Source organism: Streptomyces sp. NBC_01515, assembly GCF_045040345.1.
Classification (GTDB): Bacteria; Actinomycetota; Actinomycetes; order Streptomycetales; family Streptomycetaceae; genus Streptomyces.
This window is the reverse complement of record NZ_CP109416.1, coordinates 6,082,185-6,098,390: the sequence shown is the minus strand read 5'-3', so window position 1 is coordinate 6,098,390 and position 16,206 is coordinate 6,082,185. Positions and strand designations below refer to the sequence as shown.

At 68.6% G+C, this 16,206-nt stretch carries 17 protein-coding genes and 2 tRNA genes; 9 read left to right on the top strand and 10 right to left on the bottom strand.

Annotated features, from left to right (window positions below; genetic code table 11):
- Positions 1-118: 118 nt before the first annotated feature.
- Entirely contained in the window at positions 119-295 is a 177-nt protein-coding gene (locus tag OG407_RS27480; protein ID WP_405862050.1) for a DUF6274 family protein, read from the top strand.
- Between the two features lie 413 nt (positions 296-708).
- On the opposite strand, the gene bldC is transcribed toward OG407_RS27480, so the two are convergent.
- Positions 709-915 (bottom strand): developmental transcriptional regulator BldC, encoded by a 207-nt coding sequence (bldC, locus tag OG407_RS27475; protein ID WP_003949541.1) that lies wholly within the window; start codon positions 913-915, stop codon positions 709-711.
- Positions 916-1,448: 533 nt separating this feature from the next.
- Positions 1,449-2,294: a hypothetical protein gene (locus OG407_RS27470; RefSeq protein WP_405862048.1), complete on the bottom strand. Its 846-nt coding sequence runs from the start codon at positions 2,292-2,294 to the stop codon at positions 1,449-1,451.
- A gap of 223 nt (positions 2,295-2,517) precedes the next feature.
- On the opposite strand from OG407_RS27470, the gene OG407_RS27465 reads away from it, so the two are divergent.
- Together OG407_RS27465 and OG407_RS27460 are read left to right on the top strand one after the other, a co-directional pair.
- Positions 2,518-3,612 carry a Leu/Phe/Val dehydrogenase gene (locus OG407_RS27465; protein WP_405862046.1) on the top strand — a complete coding sequence of 365 codons (1,095 nt, stop codon included), beginning with the start codon at positions 2,518-2,520 and terminating at the stop codon, positions 3,610-3,612.
- A gap of 303 nt (positions 3,613-3,915) precedes the next feature.
- Positions 3,916-4,173 carry a DUF3073 domain-containing protein gene (locus OG407_RS27460; RefSeq protein ID WP_328681855.1) on the top strand — a complete coding sequence of 86 codons (258 nt, stop codon included), beginning with the start codon at positions 3,916-3,918 and terminating at the stop codon, positions 4,171-4,173.
- Positions 4,174-4,274: 101 nt separating this feature from the next.
- Here OG407_RS27460 and purM read toward each other — a convergent pair whose 3' ends face one another.
- From purM to OG407_RS27435, 5 genes are all read right to left on the bottom strand, one after another.
- Positions 4,275-5,348 (bottom strand): phosphoribosylformylglycinamidine cyclo-ligase, encoded by a 1,074-nt coding sequence (gene purM, locus OG407_RS27455; protein WP_405862044.1) that lies wholly within the window; start codon positions 5,346-5,348, stop codon positions 4,275-4,277.
- Positions 5,349-5,383: 35 nt separating this feature from the next.
- Complete coding sequence (gene purF / locus OG407_RS27450; protein ID WP_403604381.1) at positions 5,384-6,910, bottom strand: amidophosphoribosyltransferase; 1,527 nt, start codon at positions 6,908-6,910, stop codon at positions 5,384-5,386.
- Positions 6,911-6,971: 61 nt separating this feature from the next.
- Positions 6,972-7,424 (bottom strand): META domain-containing protein, encoded by a 453-nt coding sequence (locus OG407_RS27445; RefSeq protein ID WP_405862042.1) that lies wholly within the window; start codon positions 7,422-7,424, stop codon positions 6,972-6,974.
- 56 nt (positions 7,425-7,480) lie between these two features.
- Complete coding sequence (locus OG407_RS27440) at positions 7,481-8,278, bottom strand: sterol carrier family protein (protein WP_405862040.1); 798 nt, start codon at positions 8,276-8,278, stop codon at positions 7,481-7,483.
- A gap of 84 nt (positions 8,279-8,362) precedes the next feature.
- A complete protein-coding gene (locus OG407_RS27435; RefSeq protein WP_405862038.1) occupies positions 8,363-8,971 on the bottom strand; it encodes an SDR family NAD(P)-dependent oxidoreductase in 609 nt (202 codons plus the stop codon).
- A 127-nt stretch (positions 8,972-9,098) separates the two neighbouring features.
- Here OG407_RS27435 and OG407_RS27430 point away from each other — a divergent pair, with 127 nt between their 5' ends.
- Positions 9,099-9,938 (top strand): helix-turn-helix transcriptional regulator, encoded by an 840-nt coding sequence (locus OG407_RS27430; protein WP_405862036.1) that lies wholly within the window; start codon positions 9,099-9,101, stop codon positions 9,936-9,938.
- Between the two features lie 61 nt (positions 9,939-9,999).
- Here the strand turns inward: OG407_RS27430 and purL are convergent, their stop codons facing one another.
- From purL to purS, 3 genes are read right to left on the bottom strand one after another with little or no spacing between them, the layout of a single operon-like run.
- Positions 10,000-12,258, bottom strand: coding sequence for a phosphoribosylformylglycinamidine synthase subunit PurL (gene purL / locus OG407_RS27425; RefSeq protein WP_405862034.1), 2,259 nt, complete (start codon positions 12,256-12,258; stop codon positions 10,000-10,002).
- The gene (gene purQ, locus OG407_RS27420; RefSeq protein ID WP_403589836.1) at positions 12,255-12,935 is read right to left on the bottom strand and encodes a phosphoribosylformylglycinamidine synthase subunit PurQ; all 681 of its coding nucleotides are present in this window, start codon (positions 12,933-12,935) and stop codon (positions 12,255-12,257) included. The genes purL and purQ overlap by 4 nt, the downstream gene beginning before the upstream one ends.
- Positions 12,932-13,195, bottom strand: coding sequence for a phosphoribosylformylglycinamidine synthase subunit PurS (gene purS, locus OG407_RS27415; protein WP_015659417.1), 264 nt, complete (start codon positions 13,193-13,195; stop codon positions 12,932-12,934). The genes purQ and purS overlap by 4 nt, the downstream gene beginning before the upstream one ends.
- Positions 13,196-13,577: 382 nt before the next feature.
- Here purS and OG407_RS27410 point away from each other — a divergent pair, with 382 nt between their 5' ends.
- The 5 genes from OG407_RS27410 to OG407_RS27390 all read left to right on the top strand — a co-directional run bounded on the left by OG407_RS27410 (position 13,578) and on the right by OG407_RS27390 (position 16,183).
- On the top strand, positions 13,578-13,895 hold the full coding sequence (locus tag OG407_RS27410; RefSeq protein WP_327402948.1) for an Lsr2 family protein: 318 nt from the start codon (positions 13,578-13,580) through the stop codon (positions 13,893-13,895).
- A gap of 150 nt (positions 13,896-14,045) precedes the next feature.
- Positions 14,046-14,117, top strand: a tRNA-Gly gene (locus OG407_RS27405).
- An 84-nt stretch (positions 14,118-14,201) separates the two neighbouring features.
- Positions 14,202-14,277 (top strand) — tRNA-Gly (locus tag OG407_RS27400).
- Positions 14,278-14,429: 152 nt separating this feature from the next.
- Complete coding sequence (locus OG407_RS27395; RefSeq protein WP_405862031.1) at positions 14,430-15,380, top strand: ABC transporter ATP-binding protein; 951 nt, start codon at positions 14,430-14,432, stop codon at positions 15,378-15,380.
- Positions 15,377-16,183 (top strand): ABC transporter permease, encoded by an 807-nt coding sequence (locus OG407_RS27390; RefSeq protein WP_405862029.1) that lies wholly within the window; start codon positions 15,377-15,379, stop codon positions 16,181-16,183. Before OG407_RS27395 ends, OG407_RS27390 begins: the two co-directional genes overlap by 4 nt.
- The last annotated feature ends 23 nt before the right edge of the window (positions 16,184-16,206 follow it).

Below are 16,206 nucleotides of genomic sequence, written 5' to 3'. Positions count from 1 at the left end.
ACCCGGGCTTTCGTGTGTTCTGGCGCCCTCATGGCCGCTACCGCTCCCTTGACGCCGCCCAACCCTCCAGGTACCCAGAAACCAGGCCCCGTTCCACGCAGGGCCACGGAGGTGGCACATGGCGGCTTCGGTCAGGCACGAGACGCGGGCCCTGCTCCGTGCGCATCTGTCGGCCGCCAGCTCCTACCGCCATGCGACCCGGCACTGTTCGATCTGCCACCGCCTGCTGCGACTGGCCATGGACGCCCCTCCGGCGCCGGAGCCGCAGGACGACCCGGAGAGCGGAACCTCTTAGCGCACATAGGTCAGAGGCAACAAGCCATCTGGCATGTGACGGGTGTCACCGCATAAGTTTTTGAAACGTCGGAACTTACGACTCACCTACAACTGGTCAATTTAATATGTGCAATTGCACCCCTACGAAGGATCGCGCACAGGAGATCCGACACCCCTCCCCAGACTCCGACAAGGTCCCTCACAGGACCCCGTGCCCAGGGCCTGTCGGCCGCGCACAGACCCACGACCAGGCACAAAAAAGATCGCGCTGGACCCGGCGGAGTCCAGCGCGATCTACGACGCACCCTGTTCAAGTTGCTTCAAAAGCGTTGGGCGTGGGCCCTGTTGGGGCAGAACCCGCGTCGCTTGGAGCTGTGCTGTCGGGCACCTTGGCCGGTTGGGGGACTAGCCGTCGTGCCCTTATTCAGTTGGTCAGGCTTCGCTGCGCTGCTGCGGAATGCCCGCGAGCAGGGCACGGACCTCCGCCTCGCGGTAACGGCGGTGTCCGCCGAGCGTGCGAATCGAAGTGAGCTTGCCGGCCTTCGCCCACCGCGTGACCGTCTTGGGGTCCACACGGAACATCGTGGCGACCTCAGCCGGGGTCAGCAGCGGCTCGGCATCAGGGGTGCGAGCGGTCATGAGCGGCCTCCTCGGGAGAACCGAACCTTCTCGGTTCTTTCCTCTAAATTCTGCACCTTGACCCGCGTTGCCCGAAATGGCGTGTGCGGGTCGAGTCGGTTATAGGACGAACGGCTTGTCCTCGGCACTACAACTACACCATCTGTCCAACCGCGTAGGCCAAACCGATGGAATTGCCCTCCCAGGTGTCCATCAGCGACGGAAGCCGATGGACCATGCCATAGCGGACAGTCACACCACTGTGACGATCAGTCACAGGGGCGATCAGGAGTCATCCAGACCCCCCAAAGCACGCAATGCCGAGATTCCGCCCAAAGCATGACGGATGGAGTCCTCCCCGGACTCCTTGTCCTATTTTGGCATGAGGAGGGGCAAGCGGCGCAAGGCATCTGCACGTGCGGTCCGTCACGCTTGGCATCAAACGTCCGGATCGGGACCTACGTCCCGTGTTGACGAACCGTAAGAATCCTATGCGCATCTGTTCGAAGATGTCAGCCACGTTCGAAGGCGAGCCCGCCCCGCCCGGCTCCGCGTCAGTTCGCCGAGCGCCGGTCCCTGACCGACCGCCAGCGCTCCACGAGCCGCCCGTACGCCTCGCCCGCCGCCGCCCCGTCCCCGGTCCGCAGCGCCTCGATGCCGGCGGCCACGTCCGCCGCCGAGTGGTCGTCCTCCAGCTCGCCGGCCGGCAGGACGTGCACGAGACCGCCGTAGTCCAGCTCGACCAGGGACCGCGGATGGAACTCCTCCAGCCAGCGCCCCACGTCCACCAGACCCTCGATCAGCGGCCCGTCGTCCATCGCGTCCTTCAGGGCCCGCAGCGCCCGCGCCACCCGCCGCCGCGCCTGCACCATCGGCGTCCGGTACCGCAGCATCGGCGGCACGTCCCCGGCCGCCTGGTCATAGCGCCGCTCCTCGTCGCCGACGAGCACGAACCAGTTCAGCGGCACCTGCCAGGTCGCCGTCCGGATCCACGGCCGGGCGTCCGGATTCCGGGCCAGCCAGCGCTCGTAGTCCTGGGCGGCCTGGTGCCGTACGAGCGGCGGCAGTACGGCGTCCAGGACCGGCGGCGGAAGCTCCTCCGCGAGGTCTCCCAGGGCCTGCCAGCCGCGCAGCCGGGTGCGCCAGGGGCAGACGCAGACCACGCCGTCGACCTCCACCACGAAGGCGTCGGCGCTCTCGTGCACCGGCACCGGGACCGGCGGGGTGGGCAGCAAGTCGGCGAGCGCGCGGCGTAGTTCGTCCTGGTACGACGGGCGGTCGGGGCGTCGGGCGTAGCGCGTCCAGTGGCCGCGCTCCGGCTCGGGGAAGGCGGCCAGCGGCTCGTAGACGCGCAGATAGGTCGCGTACGGGACGATCACCGAGGACACCTTCTTGGGCACGCCTGCTCCCTCCCCCGCCGACCGTCGGGAAAACCTCCGGAACCCGCTCACGAACGCGCGGGAAAACTATGCAAATCGTCGCACGGACACCCCCCTTCGGTAGGTGATCCTGAACACTGCACGGATGGCGGCCCGACGCAGGCTCTACGCTCATGCGACAGGTACCCGCCACCCCTACGGGAGCCTGTCTCCAACCGCCGCCACTTACCCAGGAGTCACCACCGTGACCGACGTAGACAACGGCGTCCTGCACACCCTGTTCCACTCCGACCAGGGCGGTCATGAGCAAGTCGTGCTCTGTCAGGACCGGGCCAGCGGCCTCAAGGCCGTCATCGCCATCCACAGCACCGCCCTGGGCCCCGCCCTGGGCGGTACGCGCTTCTACCCGTACGCGAGCGAGGAGGAGGCCGTCGCCGACGCGCTCAACCTCGCCCGCGGGATGTCGTACAAGAACGCCATGGCCGGTCTGGACCACGGCGGCGGCAAGGCCGTGATCATCGGTGACCCGGAGCGCGACAAGACCGAGGAACTGCTGCTCGCCTACGGCCGGTTCGTGGCCTCGCTCGGCGGCCGGTACGTCACCGCGTGCGACGTCGGCACGTATGTCGCCGACATGGACGTCGTGGCGCGCGAGTGCCGCTGGACGACCGGTCGCTCCCCCGAGAACGGCGGCGCCGGCGACTCCTCCGTGCTGACCGCCTTCGGCGTCTTCCAGGGCATGCGGGCCAGTGCCCAGCACCTGTGGGGCGACCCGTCGCTGCGCGGCCGTACGGTCGGCGTCGCGGGCGTCGGCAAGGTCGGGCACCACCTGGTGGAGCACCTGCGGGACGAGGGCGCCGAGGTCGTGATCACGGACGTGCGCGAGGAGTCCGTACGCCGGATCCTCGACAAGCACCCGACGGGCGTGACGGCCGTCGCCGACACGGAGGCGCTGATCCGGGTCGAGGGGCTGGACATCTACGCGCCCTGCGCGCTCGGCGGCGCCCTGAACGACGCGACCGTGCCGGTGCTGACCGCCACGGTGGTGTGCGGCGCGGCCAACAACCAGCTGGAGCACCCGGGCGTCGAGAAGGACCTCGCCGACCGCGGGATCCTCTACGCGCCGGACTACGTGGTGAACGCCGGTGGCGTGATCCAGGTGGCCGACGAGCTGCACGGGTTCGACTTCGAGCGGTGCAAGGCGAAGGCCGCGAAGATCTTCGACACCACGCTGGCAATATTCGCACGTGCGAAGGAAGATGGTATTCCGCCGGCCGCCGCGGCCGACCGGATCGCCGAGCAGCGGATGCACGAGGCCGTCGGCGCACGCGGACGCTGAGGTTCCGTTAAGCCGCTCGGCAGGCGTCTTCGGTACCCGTCGGCGACGACTTGGAGAGAACTCTCACGTTCGTCGGCGGGTCGCCTGCCAAGAAGTGGTTAAAATCGCGGTTGACCAGCGAGTACAGGGCACCTCGCGGGTCCTGGAGCCCGGCACGTGCTGCGGGCGACGTACCGTATGGGCGCGGGCTCAGGTACCGTGGAAGCCCTACGGACCGGTCTCTCCACGGAGAGTCCGTTCCAGATCATGAACGCGTGTCAAGACTCTGGGGCCACGGAGCCCCGTATCCGAGGGGGTCGAGCCATGGGGCGCGGCCGGGCAAAGGCCAAGCAGACGAAGGTCGCCCGCCAGCTGAAGTACAGCAGCGGCGGGACTGACCTCTCGCGTCTGGCCAATGAGCTGGGCGCTTCGACTTCGAGCCAGCCGCCGAATGGCGAGCCGTTCGAGGACGACGACGAGGAAGAAGACGACCCGTACGCTCAGTACGCGGATCTCTATAACGACGACGGCGAGGACGAGGACGACGAGTCCGGTCCCCAGTCGCAACGTCGCGGCGCGTAACGCAACAGCGTCCCTCGCAGCAGTTTCCGCCATTTCCGGAACAACTGCACCTCACCCGGTCCGGGGCTACACCGCCGGACCGGGTTTTGTGCTGCCGTTCATCAGACCGAGTAGTCCCCGACCATCTCCGCGCCCGTCGCGTGGTCGCCGCGCTCGGTGATCTCGCCGGCGACCCACGCCTCGACCCCGCGGTCGGCCAGGGTCTCCAGGGCCACGTCCGCGGACTCCTCCGGGACGATCGCGATCATGCCGACGCCCATGTTCAGGGTCTTCTCCAGCTCCAGGCGTTCGACCTGGCCCGTCTTTCCGACGAGGTCGAAGATCGGGGCCGGGGTCCAGGTGGAGCGGTCCACGATCGCGTGCAGGCCGTCCGGGACGACCCGGGCGAGGTTGGCGGCGAGTCCGCCGCCGGTGACGTGCGAGAAGGCGTGCACATCGGTCGTACGGGTCAGCGCCAGGCAGTCCAGCGAGTAGATCTTCGTGGGCACGAGGAGTTCCTCGCCGAGGGTCCGGCCCAGCTCGTCGATGCGCGCGTCCAGGTCGAGACCGGCCTGGTTCAGGAGCACATGCCGGACGAGCGAGTACCCGTTCGAGTGAAGTCCGGAGGACGCCATCGCGATGACCGCGTCACCCGTCCGGATGCGATCCGCGCCGAGCAGCCGGTCGGCCTCCACGACGCCCGTACCGGCGCCGGCGACGTCGAAGTCGTCCGGGCCCAGCAGACCGGGGTGTTCGGCGGTCTCGCCGCCGACCAGGGCGCAGCCGGCCAGCACACAGCCTTCGGCGATGCCCTTCACGATGGCCGCGACACGCTCGGGGTGCACCTTGCCGACGCAGATGTAGTCGGTCATGAAGAGCGGCTCGGCACCGCACACCACGATGTCGTCCATGACCATGGCGACCAGGTCGTGGCCGATCGTGTCGTAGACGCCGAGGCGGCGCGCGATGTCGACCTTCGTGCCGACGCCGTCCGTGGCGGAGGCGAGCAGGGGGCGCTCGAACCGCTTGAGGGCGGAGGCGTCGAAGAGCCCGGCGAAGCCACCGAGGCCACCGAGGACCTCGGGGCGCTGGGTCTTCTTCACCCACTCCTTCATGAGTTCTACGGCGCGGTCGCCCGCGTCGATGTCGACGCCGGCGGCGGCGTAGGAAGCACCGGAAACAGGGGTCTCAGACATTGCCTGGGATCTTTCGGGTTGGTGATACGGGGCTTCTACGGGCGACGGATCGCGTCGGCCGCGGCCGTGGCGGCCGGACCGGCCGCCAGCTCGGTCTCCAGGAGCTGCTTGCCGAGCAGTTCGGGGTCCGGGAGGTCCATCGGGTACTCGCCGTCGAAACAGGCGCGGCACAGGTTCGGCTTGTCGATGGTGGTCGCGTCGATCATGCCGTCGATGGAGATGTACGACAGGGAGTCGGCACCCAGGGAGACGCCGATCTCGTCGACGGTCATGCCGTTGGCGATGAGTTCGGCGCGGGTGGGGAAGTCGATGCCGAAGAAGCAGGGCCACTTCACGGGCGGCGAGGAGATCCGGATGTGGACCTCGGCGGCACCGGCCTCGCGGAGCATGCGCACCAGCGCGCGCTGGGTGTTGCCGCGCACGATCGAGTCGTCGACGACGACCAGGCGCTTGCCCTTGATGACTTCCTTCAGCGGATTCAGCTTCAGGCGGATGCCGAGCTGCCGGATGGTCTGTGAAGGCTGGATGAACGTACGGCCGACGTAGGCGTTCTTCACCAGACCCGCACCGAACGGGATGCCCGAGGCCTCCGCGTAACCGATCGCTGCCGGGGTGCCGGACTCCGGAGTCGCTATGACCAGATCGGCGTCGACCGGAGCTTCTTTGGCGAGTTTCCGGCCCATCTCGACACGGGAGAGGTAGACGTTCCGACCGGCGATGTCGGTGTCGGGGCGGGCGAGATAGACGTACTCGAAGACACAGCCCTTGGGCTTCGCATCCGCGAACCGGGAGGTGCGCAGGCCGTTCTCGTCGATGGCGACGAACTCGCCCGGCTCGATCTCGCGGACGTAGGCGGCGCCGCAGATGTCGAGGGCGGCGGACTCGGAGGCGACCACCCAGCCGCGCTCCAGCCGGCCGAGGACCAGCGGGCGGACGCCCTGCGGGTCGCGGGCCGCGTAGAGAGTGTGCTCGTCCATAAAGACGAGCGAGAAGGCGCCCTTGACCTGCGGGAGAACCGCGTGGGCGGCTTCCTCGATGGTCAGCGGCTTGCCGTCGGTGTCGACCTGGGCCGCGAGGAGCGCGGTCAGGAGGTCGGTGTCGTTGGTGGCCGCTACGCGGGGCGTACGGCCTTCCTGCTTGGGGAGGTCGGCGACCATCTCCGCGAGCTGCGCGGTGTTGACCAGGTTGCCGTTGTGGCCGAGCGCGATCGAGCCGTGCGCGGTGGCGCGGAACGTCGGCTGGGCGTTCTCCCAGGTGGAGGCGCCGGTGGTCGAGTAGCGGGCGTGTCCGACCGCGATATGACCCTGGAGCGAACTGAGGGAGGTCTCGTCGAAGACCTGGGACACGAGGCCCATGTCCTTGAAGACGAGGATCTGGGAGCCGTTGCTGACCGCGATTCCCGCGGATTCCTGGCCTCGATGCTGGAGGGCGTAGAGCCCGAAGTAAGTGAGCTTGGCGACCTCTTCACCGGGAGCCCAGACTCCGAAGACGCCGCAAGCGTCCTGGGGTCCTTTCTCGCCGGGGAGCAGATCATGACTGAGTCGACCGTCACCACGTGGCACGGCACCGAGTGTAGGCGAGATCGACCACTGGTCCGAATTCGGGTTACTCGCCGGTAGTGGATCACTTGGCGGCGCGTGCGTGGACGATCGCGCCGTTTGCGCTGGTCAGCGTGGCGGTGTCGTGATCGACTCGGTAGTCGACCCGACCGTTGAAGAGGCCGAGCAGGGCGCGTTCGGTGCCCATGAGTGAGGCGTCGCACATCATTCGGGTGGTGGACGGGCGGCCCAGCGTGATGTGTCCGGCGCGTACGGTCGCCGTCGCGTTGACGGCGTTGCAGCCGAGGCGGCCGCCGACCTTGCCGGTCTTGGCGTCGAAGGCGAGGTACGGCTTGCCGTGCACCGGTCGTGCCGAACCGGCCACGGTGATGCTCTGCACCTGCCAGTCGACGTCGGTGACGGACCGCTGTTCTTCGACGGATCCGCTGCCGCTGCCGCTCGTCGTCTTCTCGCTGCCGCACGCCACCACGAGCGGGACGATGGCCAGGACGGCGAGAGTGAATCGCTGTTTGTCCATGGAGGTGGGACGGGAGGGGCGGGGGACGGGTTCCCTTCCGGATTCCCCGGGGCACTTCACCCCATGATCGGCAGCAGTCCGCTCAGATCCGCCCGCTCGCCGCTCGCGCTGACCTTCGCCTCTTCTACGGCGTCAGTCCATCGCGTCCGGCCGGTCGCGAGCCGGAGCCAGGTCAGGGGGTCGGTCTCGACGACGTTGGGTGGGGTGCCGCGGGTGTGCCGGGGGCCTTCGACGCACTGGACCACGGCGTACGGCGGGATGCGGACCTCGGTCGAGCCACCGGGTGCCTTTACGGCCAGGGCATCGGCCAGCAGCCGGGTGCAGGCGGCGAGGGCCTGGCGGTCGTAGGGGATGTCCAGGCCGGGGACGGCGGCGTTGAGGTCGTCGGTGTGGACGCAGAGTTCGACGGTGCGGGTGACGAGGTAGTCGGCCAGGGGCATCGCGCCGACGTTGGTGTCGAGCAGCCGGGTACCGGGGTGGGTGTCGAGGTGTTCGGTGAAGGTCTGCTCGATGTCGGCGAGGTAGGCGTCGAGGTCGGGGTGCTGGGCGGTGAGCGTGCGCGTGAAGTCGGCGATGGCGGAGGAGTTGGCCGCGGTGGCGAAGGGCCAGTCGAGGATCACGGCGTTCTGCGCGGGCGGGGCCGGCCTGTCCAGGGAACGGTGTACGGCGGTGACCGCCATCCCGATGTGCGCGACCAGCTCCCGTACGGTCCACTCGCCCAGGCGTGTGGGCAGGGTGAGTTGCTCGTCGGACAGGGCGCGGACGGCCTCCCGCACGTTTCCGAACTGGGCGAGCACCGCGGTGCGAGTCCTGACGGGGTCGTACGTACGCGCGCGCTTCTTGGCCGTGGGCATGGCGGTGAGCCTATTCCGTGGCCGCGGCGGGGTCCGGGGGACGGGGGGTAGGTTCGGAAAGTGTGACACTTACTCGTGTCAGTGTCACATTTTCGCGAAGTACCCTCCGGGGAGGGGCGGCTGACGGGCCCGGCGGTCAGGCGCGGCGATGGTGGCCTGCATCAGGTCGCCGGTCTCCTCGGCAAGGTGGGCGGCCAGGTCCCGCGTACCTTTCTGCGCGGCCAGGAACGCGCGCTCCATCAACACCGGTGTCCCCATGACGAGTTCGCGGAGCTGGCGGGCGAACGGTTCGCTGTGCAGCCCGACCGCCGGGTCACGGGTGCCGACCATCTCCAGGAACTGCCGTCGTACGGCGTCCAGGGCGGCATCGCCGAAGTGCTCCTCCATCGGCCAGAAGACCAAGTGCGCGGGGTCGCGCAGGTCCTCCAGGAGCATGACGCCCGACATGGTCACCACCGTGTCCAGCTCGGGGTGGCGCGCGAGTACGGCGTCACGGGCACGGGTGACGGAGGCGTCGTCGGTGACATCGACGGTGAACGTGCCGAAGCCGTCTCCGGCCAGCTGCGCAAGCGCCTTCTCGCCACGGCCGCCCACGGCAACCGTGCTGCCCGCCGCGGCGAACCGGTGAGCCAGTTCCCGGCCGATGCCCGAGGTCCCGCCGACGATGAGAACGGTGCGGTTGGAGAGATCCACGACGTCTTCCCTTCACTAGGAGATGCCGTGAGTCTTGGCGGGATCCGTCCGGCGGGGCAGTGCCCCCTTCGTCCGGGGTCCTGTCAGGGCCCCCGCTGCGATCCGCGCACCGCACTACCGTGTCGACATGGATGTATCCATGGGCGTCTCCGCGAAGGTCGAGGAATCCGAGAACCGGCTCGGGAGCTGTCTCCGCGCCCGGCGTGAGCTGGTCACCCCGGCGCAGGCAGGCATCCCGGCCGGCGGCAACCGCCGTGTGCCCGGTCTGCGCCGGGAGGAAGTCGCCCTGCTCGCCGGCATCAGCGCCGACTACTACCTGCGCCTGGACCTGGGCCGCGACAAGAACCCCTCGGCCCAGGTCCTCGACTCGCTCGCGCGCGTCCTGCGTCTGGACGACGTCGAGCGGACGTATCTGCTCGGCCTCGCCGCCGCCCGCCCCAGGGCACCGCGCCGCAAGCGGCCCGAGCACGTACCGGCACGGGTGCACCAGCTCCTCGCCCATCTGCGGATCCCCGCGTTCGTCGAGGGGCGGGCCTTCGACGTCCTGGCCGCCAACCCGATGGCCGTCGCGTTCTCCCCGCGTCTGCGGCCCGGCGAGAACCGGCTGCGCTCGCCCCTCCTCGATCCCGAGGAACAGGCCTTCCACCAGGACTGGCCGCAGGCCGCCGCCGGTTTCGTCGCCGCGCTGCGCACGACCATCGGGGACGACACCGACAACCCCCGGTTCGTCGAACTCGTCGGCGAACTCGCCCTGTCCAGCGCCCGGTTCCGCACCCTGTGGGCCCGGCACGACGTCCGCGACCTCGACGGCGGCACCACCACCGTCCACCACCCCGTCGTCGGGGACCTACGGCTGCACCGCGACAAACTCCCCATCGACGACGTCATCCTCGTCGTCTACTACCCCGACAAGGACACCGACAGCGACGAGAAGCTACGGCTCCTCGCCACCCTCGCCCTGCCATGAAAAAGCGTTCGCGGGACGGTCGGCGTGACCATCCCGCGAACGCCCTTTCCCCGCTTGGGTGTTACGCCAGCAGCGCCGGGATCGTCCCCTCGTGCGCCTCGCGCAACTCCTCCAGGGAGAACGCGAACTCGCCCTGGATTTCTACTGAGTTGCCGTCCACTACGCCGATGCGCGTGACCGGGAGACCCCGCGCCCCGCACATGTCGTTGAAGCGGAGTTCCTCCGAGCGCGGGATCGCCACGACCGCGCGGCCCGCCGACTCCGAGAAGAGGAAGGTGAACGCGTCGAGGCCGTCGGGGACGATCAGACGCGCGCCCTTCTCGCCCAACAGGGCCGATTCCACCACCGCTTGGATCAGACCGCCGTCGGACAGGTCGTGCGCCGAGTCGATCATGCCGTCGCGGGACGCGGAGATCAGGATCTCGGCCAGCAGCCGCTCCCGCTCCAGGTCGACCTTCGGGGGCAGGCCGCCGAGGTGGTCATGGACCACCTGCGACCAGGCCGAACCCCCGAACTCCTCACGCGTGTCGCCCAACAGATACAGCAGCTGGCCTTCCTCCTGGAAAGCCACCGGCGTGCGACGCGCCACGTCATCGATGACGCCCAACACCGCTACCACCGGGGTCGGGTGGATGGCGACATCGCCCGTCTGGTTGTAGAGGGAGACGTTGCCGCCCGTCACCGGCGTGCCCAACTGCTGGCAGGCGTCGGCCAGTCCACGGATCGCCTCCGCGAACTGCCACATCACCGCCGGGTCCTCGGGCGAACCGAAGTTCAGGCAGTCCGACACCGCGAGGGGCTTCGCGCCCGTCGTCGCCACGTTGCGGTACGCCTCCGAGAGCGCCAACTGCGCGCCCGCGTACGGGTCCAGCTTCGCGTACCGGCCGTTGCCGTCCGTCGCGATGGCGACCCCGAGGCCGGTCTCCTCGTCGATGCGGATCATGCCCGAGTCCTCGGGCTGCGCCAGCACCGTGTTGCCCTGCACGAAGTGGTCGTACTGCGACGTGATCCACTTCTTGGACGCCTGGTTCGGGGACGACACCAGCGCCAGGACCTGGGCCTTCAGTTCCTCCGAAGTCCCGGGCCGGGCAAGCTTGTTGGCGTCGTCCGCCTGGAGCGCGTCCTGCCAGGACGGGCGGGCGTACGGGCGCTCGTAGACCGGGCCGTCGTGTGCGACCGTGCGCGGGTCGACGTCCACGATCTTGCCGCCGTGCCAGAAGATCTCCAGGCGGTCGCCGTCGGTCACCTCACCGATGACCGTGGCGATGACGTCCCACTTCTCGCAGATCTCCAGGAAGCGGTCGACCTTCGACGGTTCGACGACCGCGCACATCCGCTCCTGCGACTCGCTCATGAGGATTTCCTCGGGCGAGAGGGTCGAGTCGCGGAGGGGGACGTCGTCGAGCGTCACCGTCATGCCGCCGGAGCCGTTGGACGCCAACTCGCTTGTGGCGCAGGAGAGTCCGGCCGCGCCCAGGTCCTGGATGCCGACGACCAGCTTCTCCTTGAACGCCTCCAGGGTGCACTCGATGAGGAGCTTCTCCTGGAAGGGGTCGCCCACCTGGACGGCGGGGCGCTTCGACGGCTTCGCGTCGTCGAAGGTCTCGCTCGCCAGGATCGACGCGCCGCCGATGCCGTCGCCGCCCGTGCGGGCGCCGTAGAGGATGACCTTGTTGCCGGTGCCGGAGGCCTTCGCGAGGTGGATGTCCTCGTGCCGCATGACGCCGATGGCGCCCGCGTTGACCAGCGGGTTGCCCTGGTAGCAGGCGTCGAAGACGACCTCGCCGCCGATGTTGGGCAGGCCCAGGCAGTTGCCGTAGCCGCCGATGCCCGCGACGACGCCCGGGAGGACGCGCTTGGTGTCGGGGTGGTCCGCCGCGCCGAAGCGGAGCGGGTCTACGACCGCTACCGGGCGGGCGCCCATCGCGATGATGTCGCGCACGATGCCGCCGACGCCCGTGGCCGCGCCCTGGTAGGGCTCGACGTAGGACGGGTGGTTGTGCGACTCCACCTTGAAGGTGACCGCGTAGCCCTGGCCGACGTCCACGACGCCCGCGTTCTCGCCGATGCCGACGAGCAGGGCGTCGGACTGCGGGGCCTTCTCGCCGAACTGGCGGAGGTGGACCTTGGAGGACTTGTAGCTGCAGTGCTCGGACCACATGACGGAGTACATGGCGAGCTCGGCGCCGGTGGGCCGGCGGCCGAGGATCTCCACGACCTTCTCGTACTCGTCCTTCTTCAGGCCGAGTTCGGCCCAGGGCAGCTCGACGTCGGGGGTCTCGGCCGCGTGCTCGACCGTGTCCAGAGGCGTCCGGCTCATGCGTTGACCAGCTTCTTGAGGATCGAGGTGAAGAAGGGGAGGCCGTCGGTGCGACCGGACCCGACGAGCGCCTCGACGGCGTGCTCCGGGTGCGGCATGAGGCCTACGACGTTCCCGGCGGCGTTCGTGATGCCCGCGATGTCGCGCAGCGAACCGTTCGGGTTCATGTCCACGTAGCGGAAGACGACGCGGCCCTCCGCCTCCAGCTCATCGAGCGTGTGCTCGTCGGCGACGTAGCGGCCGTCCATGTTCTTCAGCGGGATGTGGATCTCCTGGCCGGACACGTAGTCGCTGGTCCAGGCGGTGTCCGCGTTCTCCACCCGCAGCTTCTGGTCACGGCAGATGAAGTGCAGGTGGTTGTTGCCGAGCATCGCGCCGGGGAGGAGGTGCGCCTCGGTGAGGATCTGGAAGCCGTTGCAGATACCGAGGACGGGGAGTCCCGACTTCGCCTGCTCGATGACCGTCTCCATCACCGGCGAGAAACGGGAGATGGCACCCGCGCGCAGATAGTCGCCGTAGGAAAAACCGCCCGGGAGGACGACGGCGTCGACCTGGTGGAGGTTCTTGTCCTTGTGCCAGAGGGCTACCGGTTCGGCGCCGGCGAGACGGATCGCGCGCTGGGTGTCGCGGTCGTCGAGGCTGCCGGGGAAAGTGACGACGCCAATACGAGCGGTCACTTGGCGGCCTCCGCCACTTCTTCCACCTTGACGGTGAAGTCCTCGATCACCGTGTTGGCGAGGAAGGATTCCGCAAGATCGTGGATGCGGGCGAGCGCGGCCTCGTCGACCGGGCCGTCAACTTCCAGTTCGAATCGCTTTCCCTGACGTACGTCGGAGATGCCTTCGAAACCCAGGCGTGGCAGCGCACGCTGGACCGCCTGGCCCTGGGGGTCGAGGATCTCCGGCTTGAGCATGACGTCGACTACGACGCGTGCCACTGGCACTCCCGGTGTTGTGGTGCTGAGCGTGTTCCTGCGGGTCTTCGACAGGTGACTTCAGACTACCCGCACAAAATTTCTACGCGAGTAGAGTTGTAGGAATCTACGTGAGGACCATCACGATCCGGTGTCGGGCGGGGGTCTTCACGAAAAGTTCAGGGAAAGATCCCGGATCGATCCCGGTTCCCTATTGCGCGGAGACACGCGGGAAGATTTAGTCGGGCTTCACATTGCATTGCCGGGCACTGTACAAATGAATTGGCAATAGCCGATACTTTGCCCAATAACAGGCGGACAGTCGACATCTCCGCACCTCCGTGACGTCTCCGTGCGTCCCCGCGGATAGTGCGGTTTCCGGTGTCGCACGAAGGGACCGATATTCGTGGCGCAGAAGGTCGTGGTCACTCTCTTTGACGACATCGACGGCTCGGAAGCGGCGGAAACGATCGCCTTCGGGCTCGACGGCAAGTCGTACGAGATCGACCTGAATCAAGCCAATGCCAAGAAACTGCGTAAGGCGCTCGCGCCCTACGTGGACGCGGGTCGCAAGCGGTCGAGGTCCGGCAAGGCCTACCGCCAGACCGAGGTGGCCCCCGACCCGGCGGCCGTCCGGGCCTGGGCCCAGGCGAACAAGATGGACGTGCCGGCGCGCGGACGCATCCCCAAGAAGATCTACGAGGCGTTCACCGCCGCGCAGTGAGCAGCCCCGGGTGAGACGGGCCGATGAGTTGGGCCGACGGCCGGTCATCGGCCCCTCGGGGCAACCGACTTGCGCTGCACCCCTCCTGGTCAGCTAGAGTTCGGAGCACGCCGAGGGGCGAGGCCGAAAGGCCCAGCTCACGGAGTACACGCGGGTGTAGTTCAGTAGCAGAACATCCTCCTTCCAGGAGGAAGGCGCAGTGTGCAATTCCTGTCACCCGCTCTGCAAGCATCACCGTTCGGACCACTGTTGTGGATCGGGTAGGCTGGTGCTCGCGCCGACCGGTGAGAGCCGATCGGATGCAATGCGGACGTAGCTCAGTTGGTAGAGCGCAACCTTGCCAAGGTTGAGGTCGCCAGTTCGAACCTGGTCGTCCGCTCCAGCGAAAGACCCCGGTCCAGTGGACCGGGGTTTTTGCTATGCCCGATCCATCGCCCGATGCGCGTCAACAGGTCGTCCCCGTCTGACATTTGTCATGCCGAGTGATGACACCGCGCACTGCTGCCGGGCCTCCGTCACGGCGACGCTGAAGTCATGGACACCAACGAACACGAACACGTGATTGAGGTCACTGACCTACGCCGTGTGTACGGGGGCGGGTTCGAGGCTGTGCGGGGGATCACGTTCTCCGTGCGGCGCGGGGAGGTCTTCGCGCTCCTGGGCACCAATGGCGCGGGCAAGACCTCCACGGTCGAACTTCTGGAGGGCCTAGCACCGGCGTCCGGCGGGCAGGTGCGCGTCCTCGGCCACGATCCCTACAGCGAGCGGGCCGCCGTACGGCCGCGGACCGGGGTGATGTTGCAGGAGGGCGGGTTTCCGTCCGAGCTGACGGTCGCGGAGACCGCGCGGATGTGGGCGGGCTGTACGAGCGGGGCGCGGCCCGAGGCGGAGGCGCTCGCGCTGGTCGGGCTCGCGCGGCGGGCGGACGTACGGGTGAAGCAGTTGTCCGGGGGTGAACGGCGGCGGCTCGATCTCGCGCTCGCGCTGCTCGGGTCGCCCGAGGTGCTGTTCCTCGACGAGCCGACGACCGGGCTTGACGCCGAAGGGCGGCAGGACACCTGGGAGTTGGTGCGGGCGCTGCGCGACGGCGGGACGACCGTGCTGCTCACCACGCACTATCTGGAGGAGGCGGAGGGGCTCGCCGACCGCCTCGCGATCCTCAGCGAGGGGCGCATCGCGGTCACCGGGACACCGGCCGAGGTGACGGCGGGGCGGCCGTCGCGGATCTCGTTCGAGCTGCCCTCTGGCTATTTCGTGGGGGATCTGCCGCCGCTCGGCCCGCTGGGGGTCGTCCGGCACGAGGTGGCGGGGAGGGTCGTACGGCTGGAGACGCAGGAGTTGCAGCGAGCTGCCACCGGGTTGTTGGTGTGGGCCGAGGGGGCGGGGATCGCATTGCGGCGGCTTGAGGTGCGGTCGGCTTCGCTGGAAGAGGCGTTCTTGGGGATCGCCCGGGAGCACGGGCATGAGCAGGAGGTGACGGTATGAGTGCGACGACTTCTACGACAGCCGCTACGAGGGCTGCTACGACTACTCCGGTACGGCGGTTGCGGGCGCTCGGGCGGGCCGAGTTGGCGTTGCTGGGGCGGAATCGGAGTGCGGTCGTCACGGCGCTGCTCGTGCCGTTGGCGCTGCCGTTCAGTGTGCGGCCGGCGGTCGACCAGATGGATCTCAAGGGGGAGGGGCTGTCGGTCGGGGCGGTGATGCTCACGGCGGCGATCGGGTTCTCGTTGCTCTTCGCCGTGTACTCGTCGCTGGTGAGCGCCTTCGTCTCGCGGCGGGAGGAACTGGTCCTCAAGCGGTTGCGCACCGGGGAGCTGGGCGACTCCGAGATCCTCGCGGGGACCGCGCTGCCGGCGGTGTGCGTCGGGTTCGCGCAGTCCGTGCTGCTGGCGGTGGCGTGTGTGCTGCTGCTCGACGCGGGGGCGCCCGCGATGCCCCAACTCGTCGTCCTGGGGCTGCTGTTCGGACTGTTCCTGGCCGCCGCGCTGGCCGCCCTCACGGCGACGATCACCAGGACGGCGGAGAGCGCGCAGGTGACCGCGCTGCCGGTGCTGTTCGCGTCCATGCTCGGTTCCGGGATCATCATCCCGCTCCAACTCCTCCCCGACCGGATCGCGGACATCTGCCAGTTCCTCCCGCTGTCCCCCGCGATCCGGCTGATCAGCGGCGGCTGGAACGGCGACCTGTCCGGCTACGACGCGCTGGGCGCCGTCCTGACCGCGCTGGCCTGGACCGTCCTCGCGGTGTTTGCTGTACGGCGGTGGTTCCGGTGGGAGCCGCGGCGCTGAGGTACGCGGAGCACGGCAAGCAC

Excerpts from the sequence above, each read along its gene's own strand:
- purL (WP_405862034.1), bottom strand. The coding sequence starts at position 12,258 with ATGAGCCGGACGCCTCTGGACACGGTCGAGCACGCGGCCGAGACCCCC.
- OG407_RS27395 (WP_405862031.1), top strand. The coding sequence starts at position 14,430 with ATGGACACCAACGAACACGAACACGTGATTGAGGTCACTGACCTACGC.
- OG407_RS27460 (WP_328681855.1), top strand. The coding sequence starts at position 3,916 with ATGGGGCGCGGCCGGGCAAAGGCCAAGCAGACGAAGGTCGCCCGCCAG.
- purM (WP_405862044.1), bottom strand. The coding sequence starts at position 5,348 with ATGTCTGAGACCCCTGTTTCCGGTGCTTCCTACGCCGCCGCCGGCGTC.
- OG407_RS27440 (WP_405862040.1), bottom strand. The coding sequence starts at position 8,278 with ATGCCCACGGCCAAGAAGCGCGCGCGTACGTACGACCCCGTCAGGACT.
- OG407_RS27445 (WP_405862042.1), bottom strand. The coding sequence starts at position 7,424 with ATGGACAAACAGCGATTCACTCTCGCCGTCCTGGCCATCGTCCCGCTC.
- OG407_RS27430 (WP_405862036.1), top strand. The coding sequence starts at position 9,099 with ATGGATGTATCCATGGGCGTCTCCGCGAAGGTCGAGGAATCCGAGAAC.
- OG407_RS27480 (WP_405862050.1), top strand. The coding sequence starts at position 119 with ATGGCGGCTTCGGTCAGGCACGAGACGCGGGCCCTGCTCCGTGCGCAT.
- OG407_RS27390 (WP_405862029.1), top strand. The coding sequence starts at position 15,377 with ATGAGTGCGACGACTTCTACGACAGCCGCTACGAGGGCTGCTACGACT.
- bldC (WP_003949541.1), bottom strand. The coding sequence starts at position 915 with ATGACCGCTCGCACCCCTGATGCCGAGCCGCTGCTGACCCCGGCTGAG.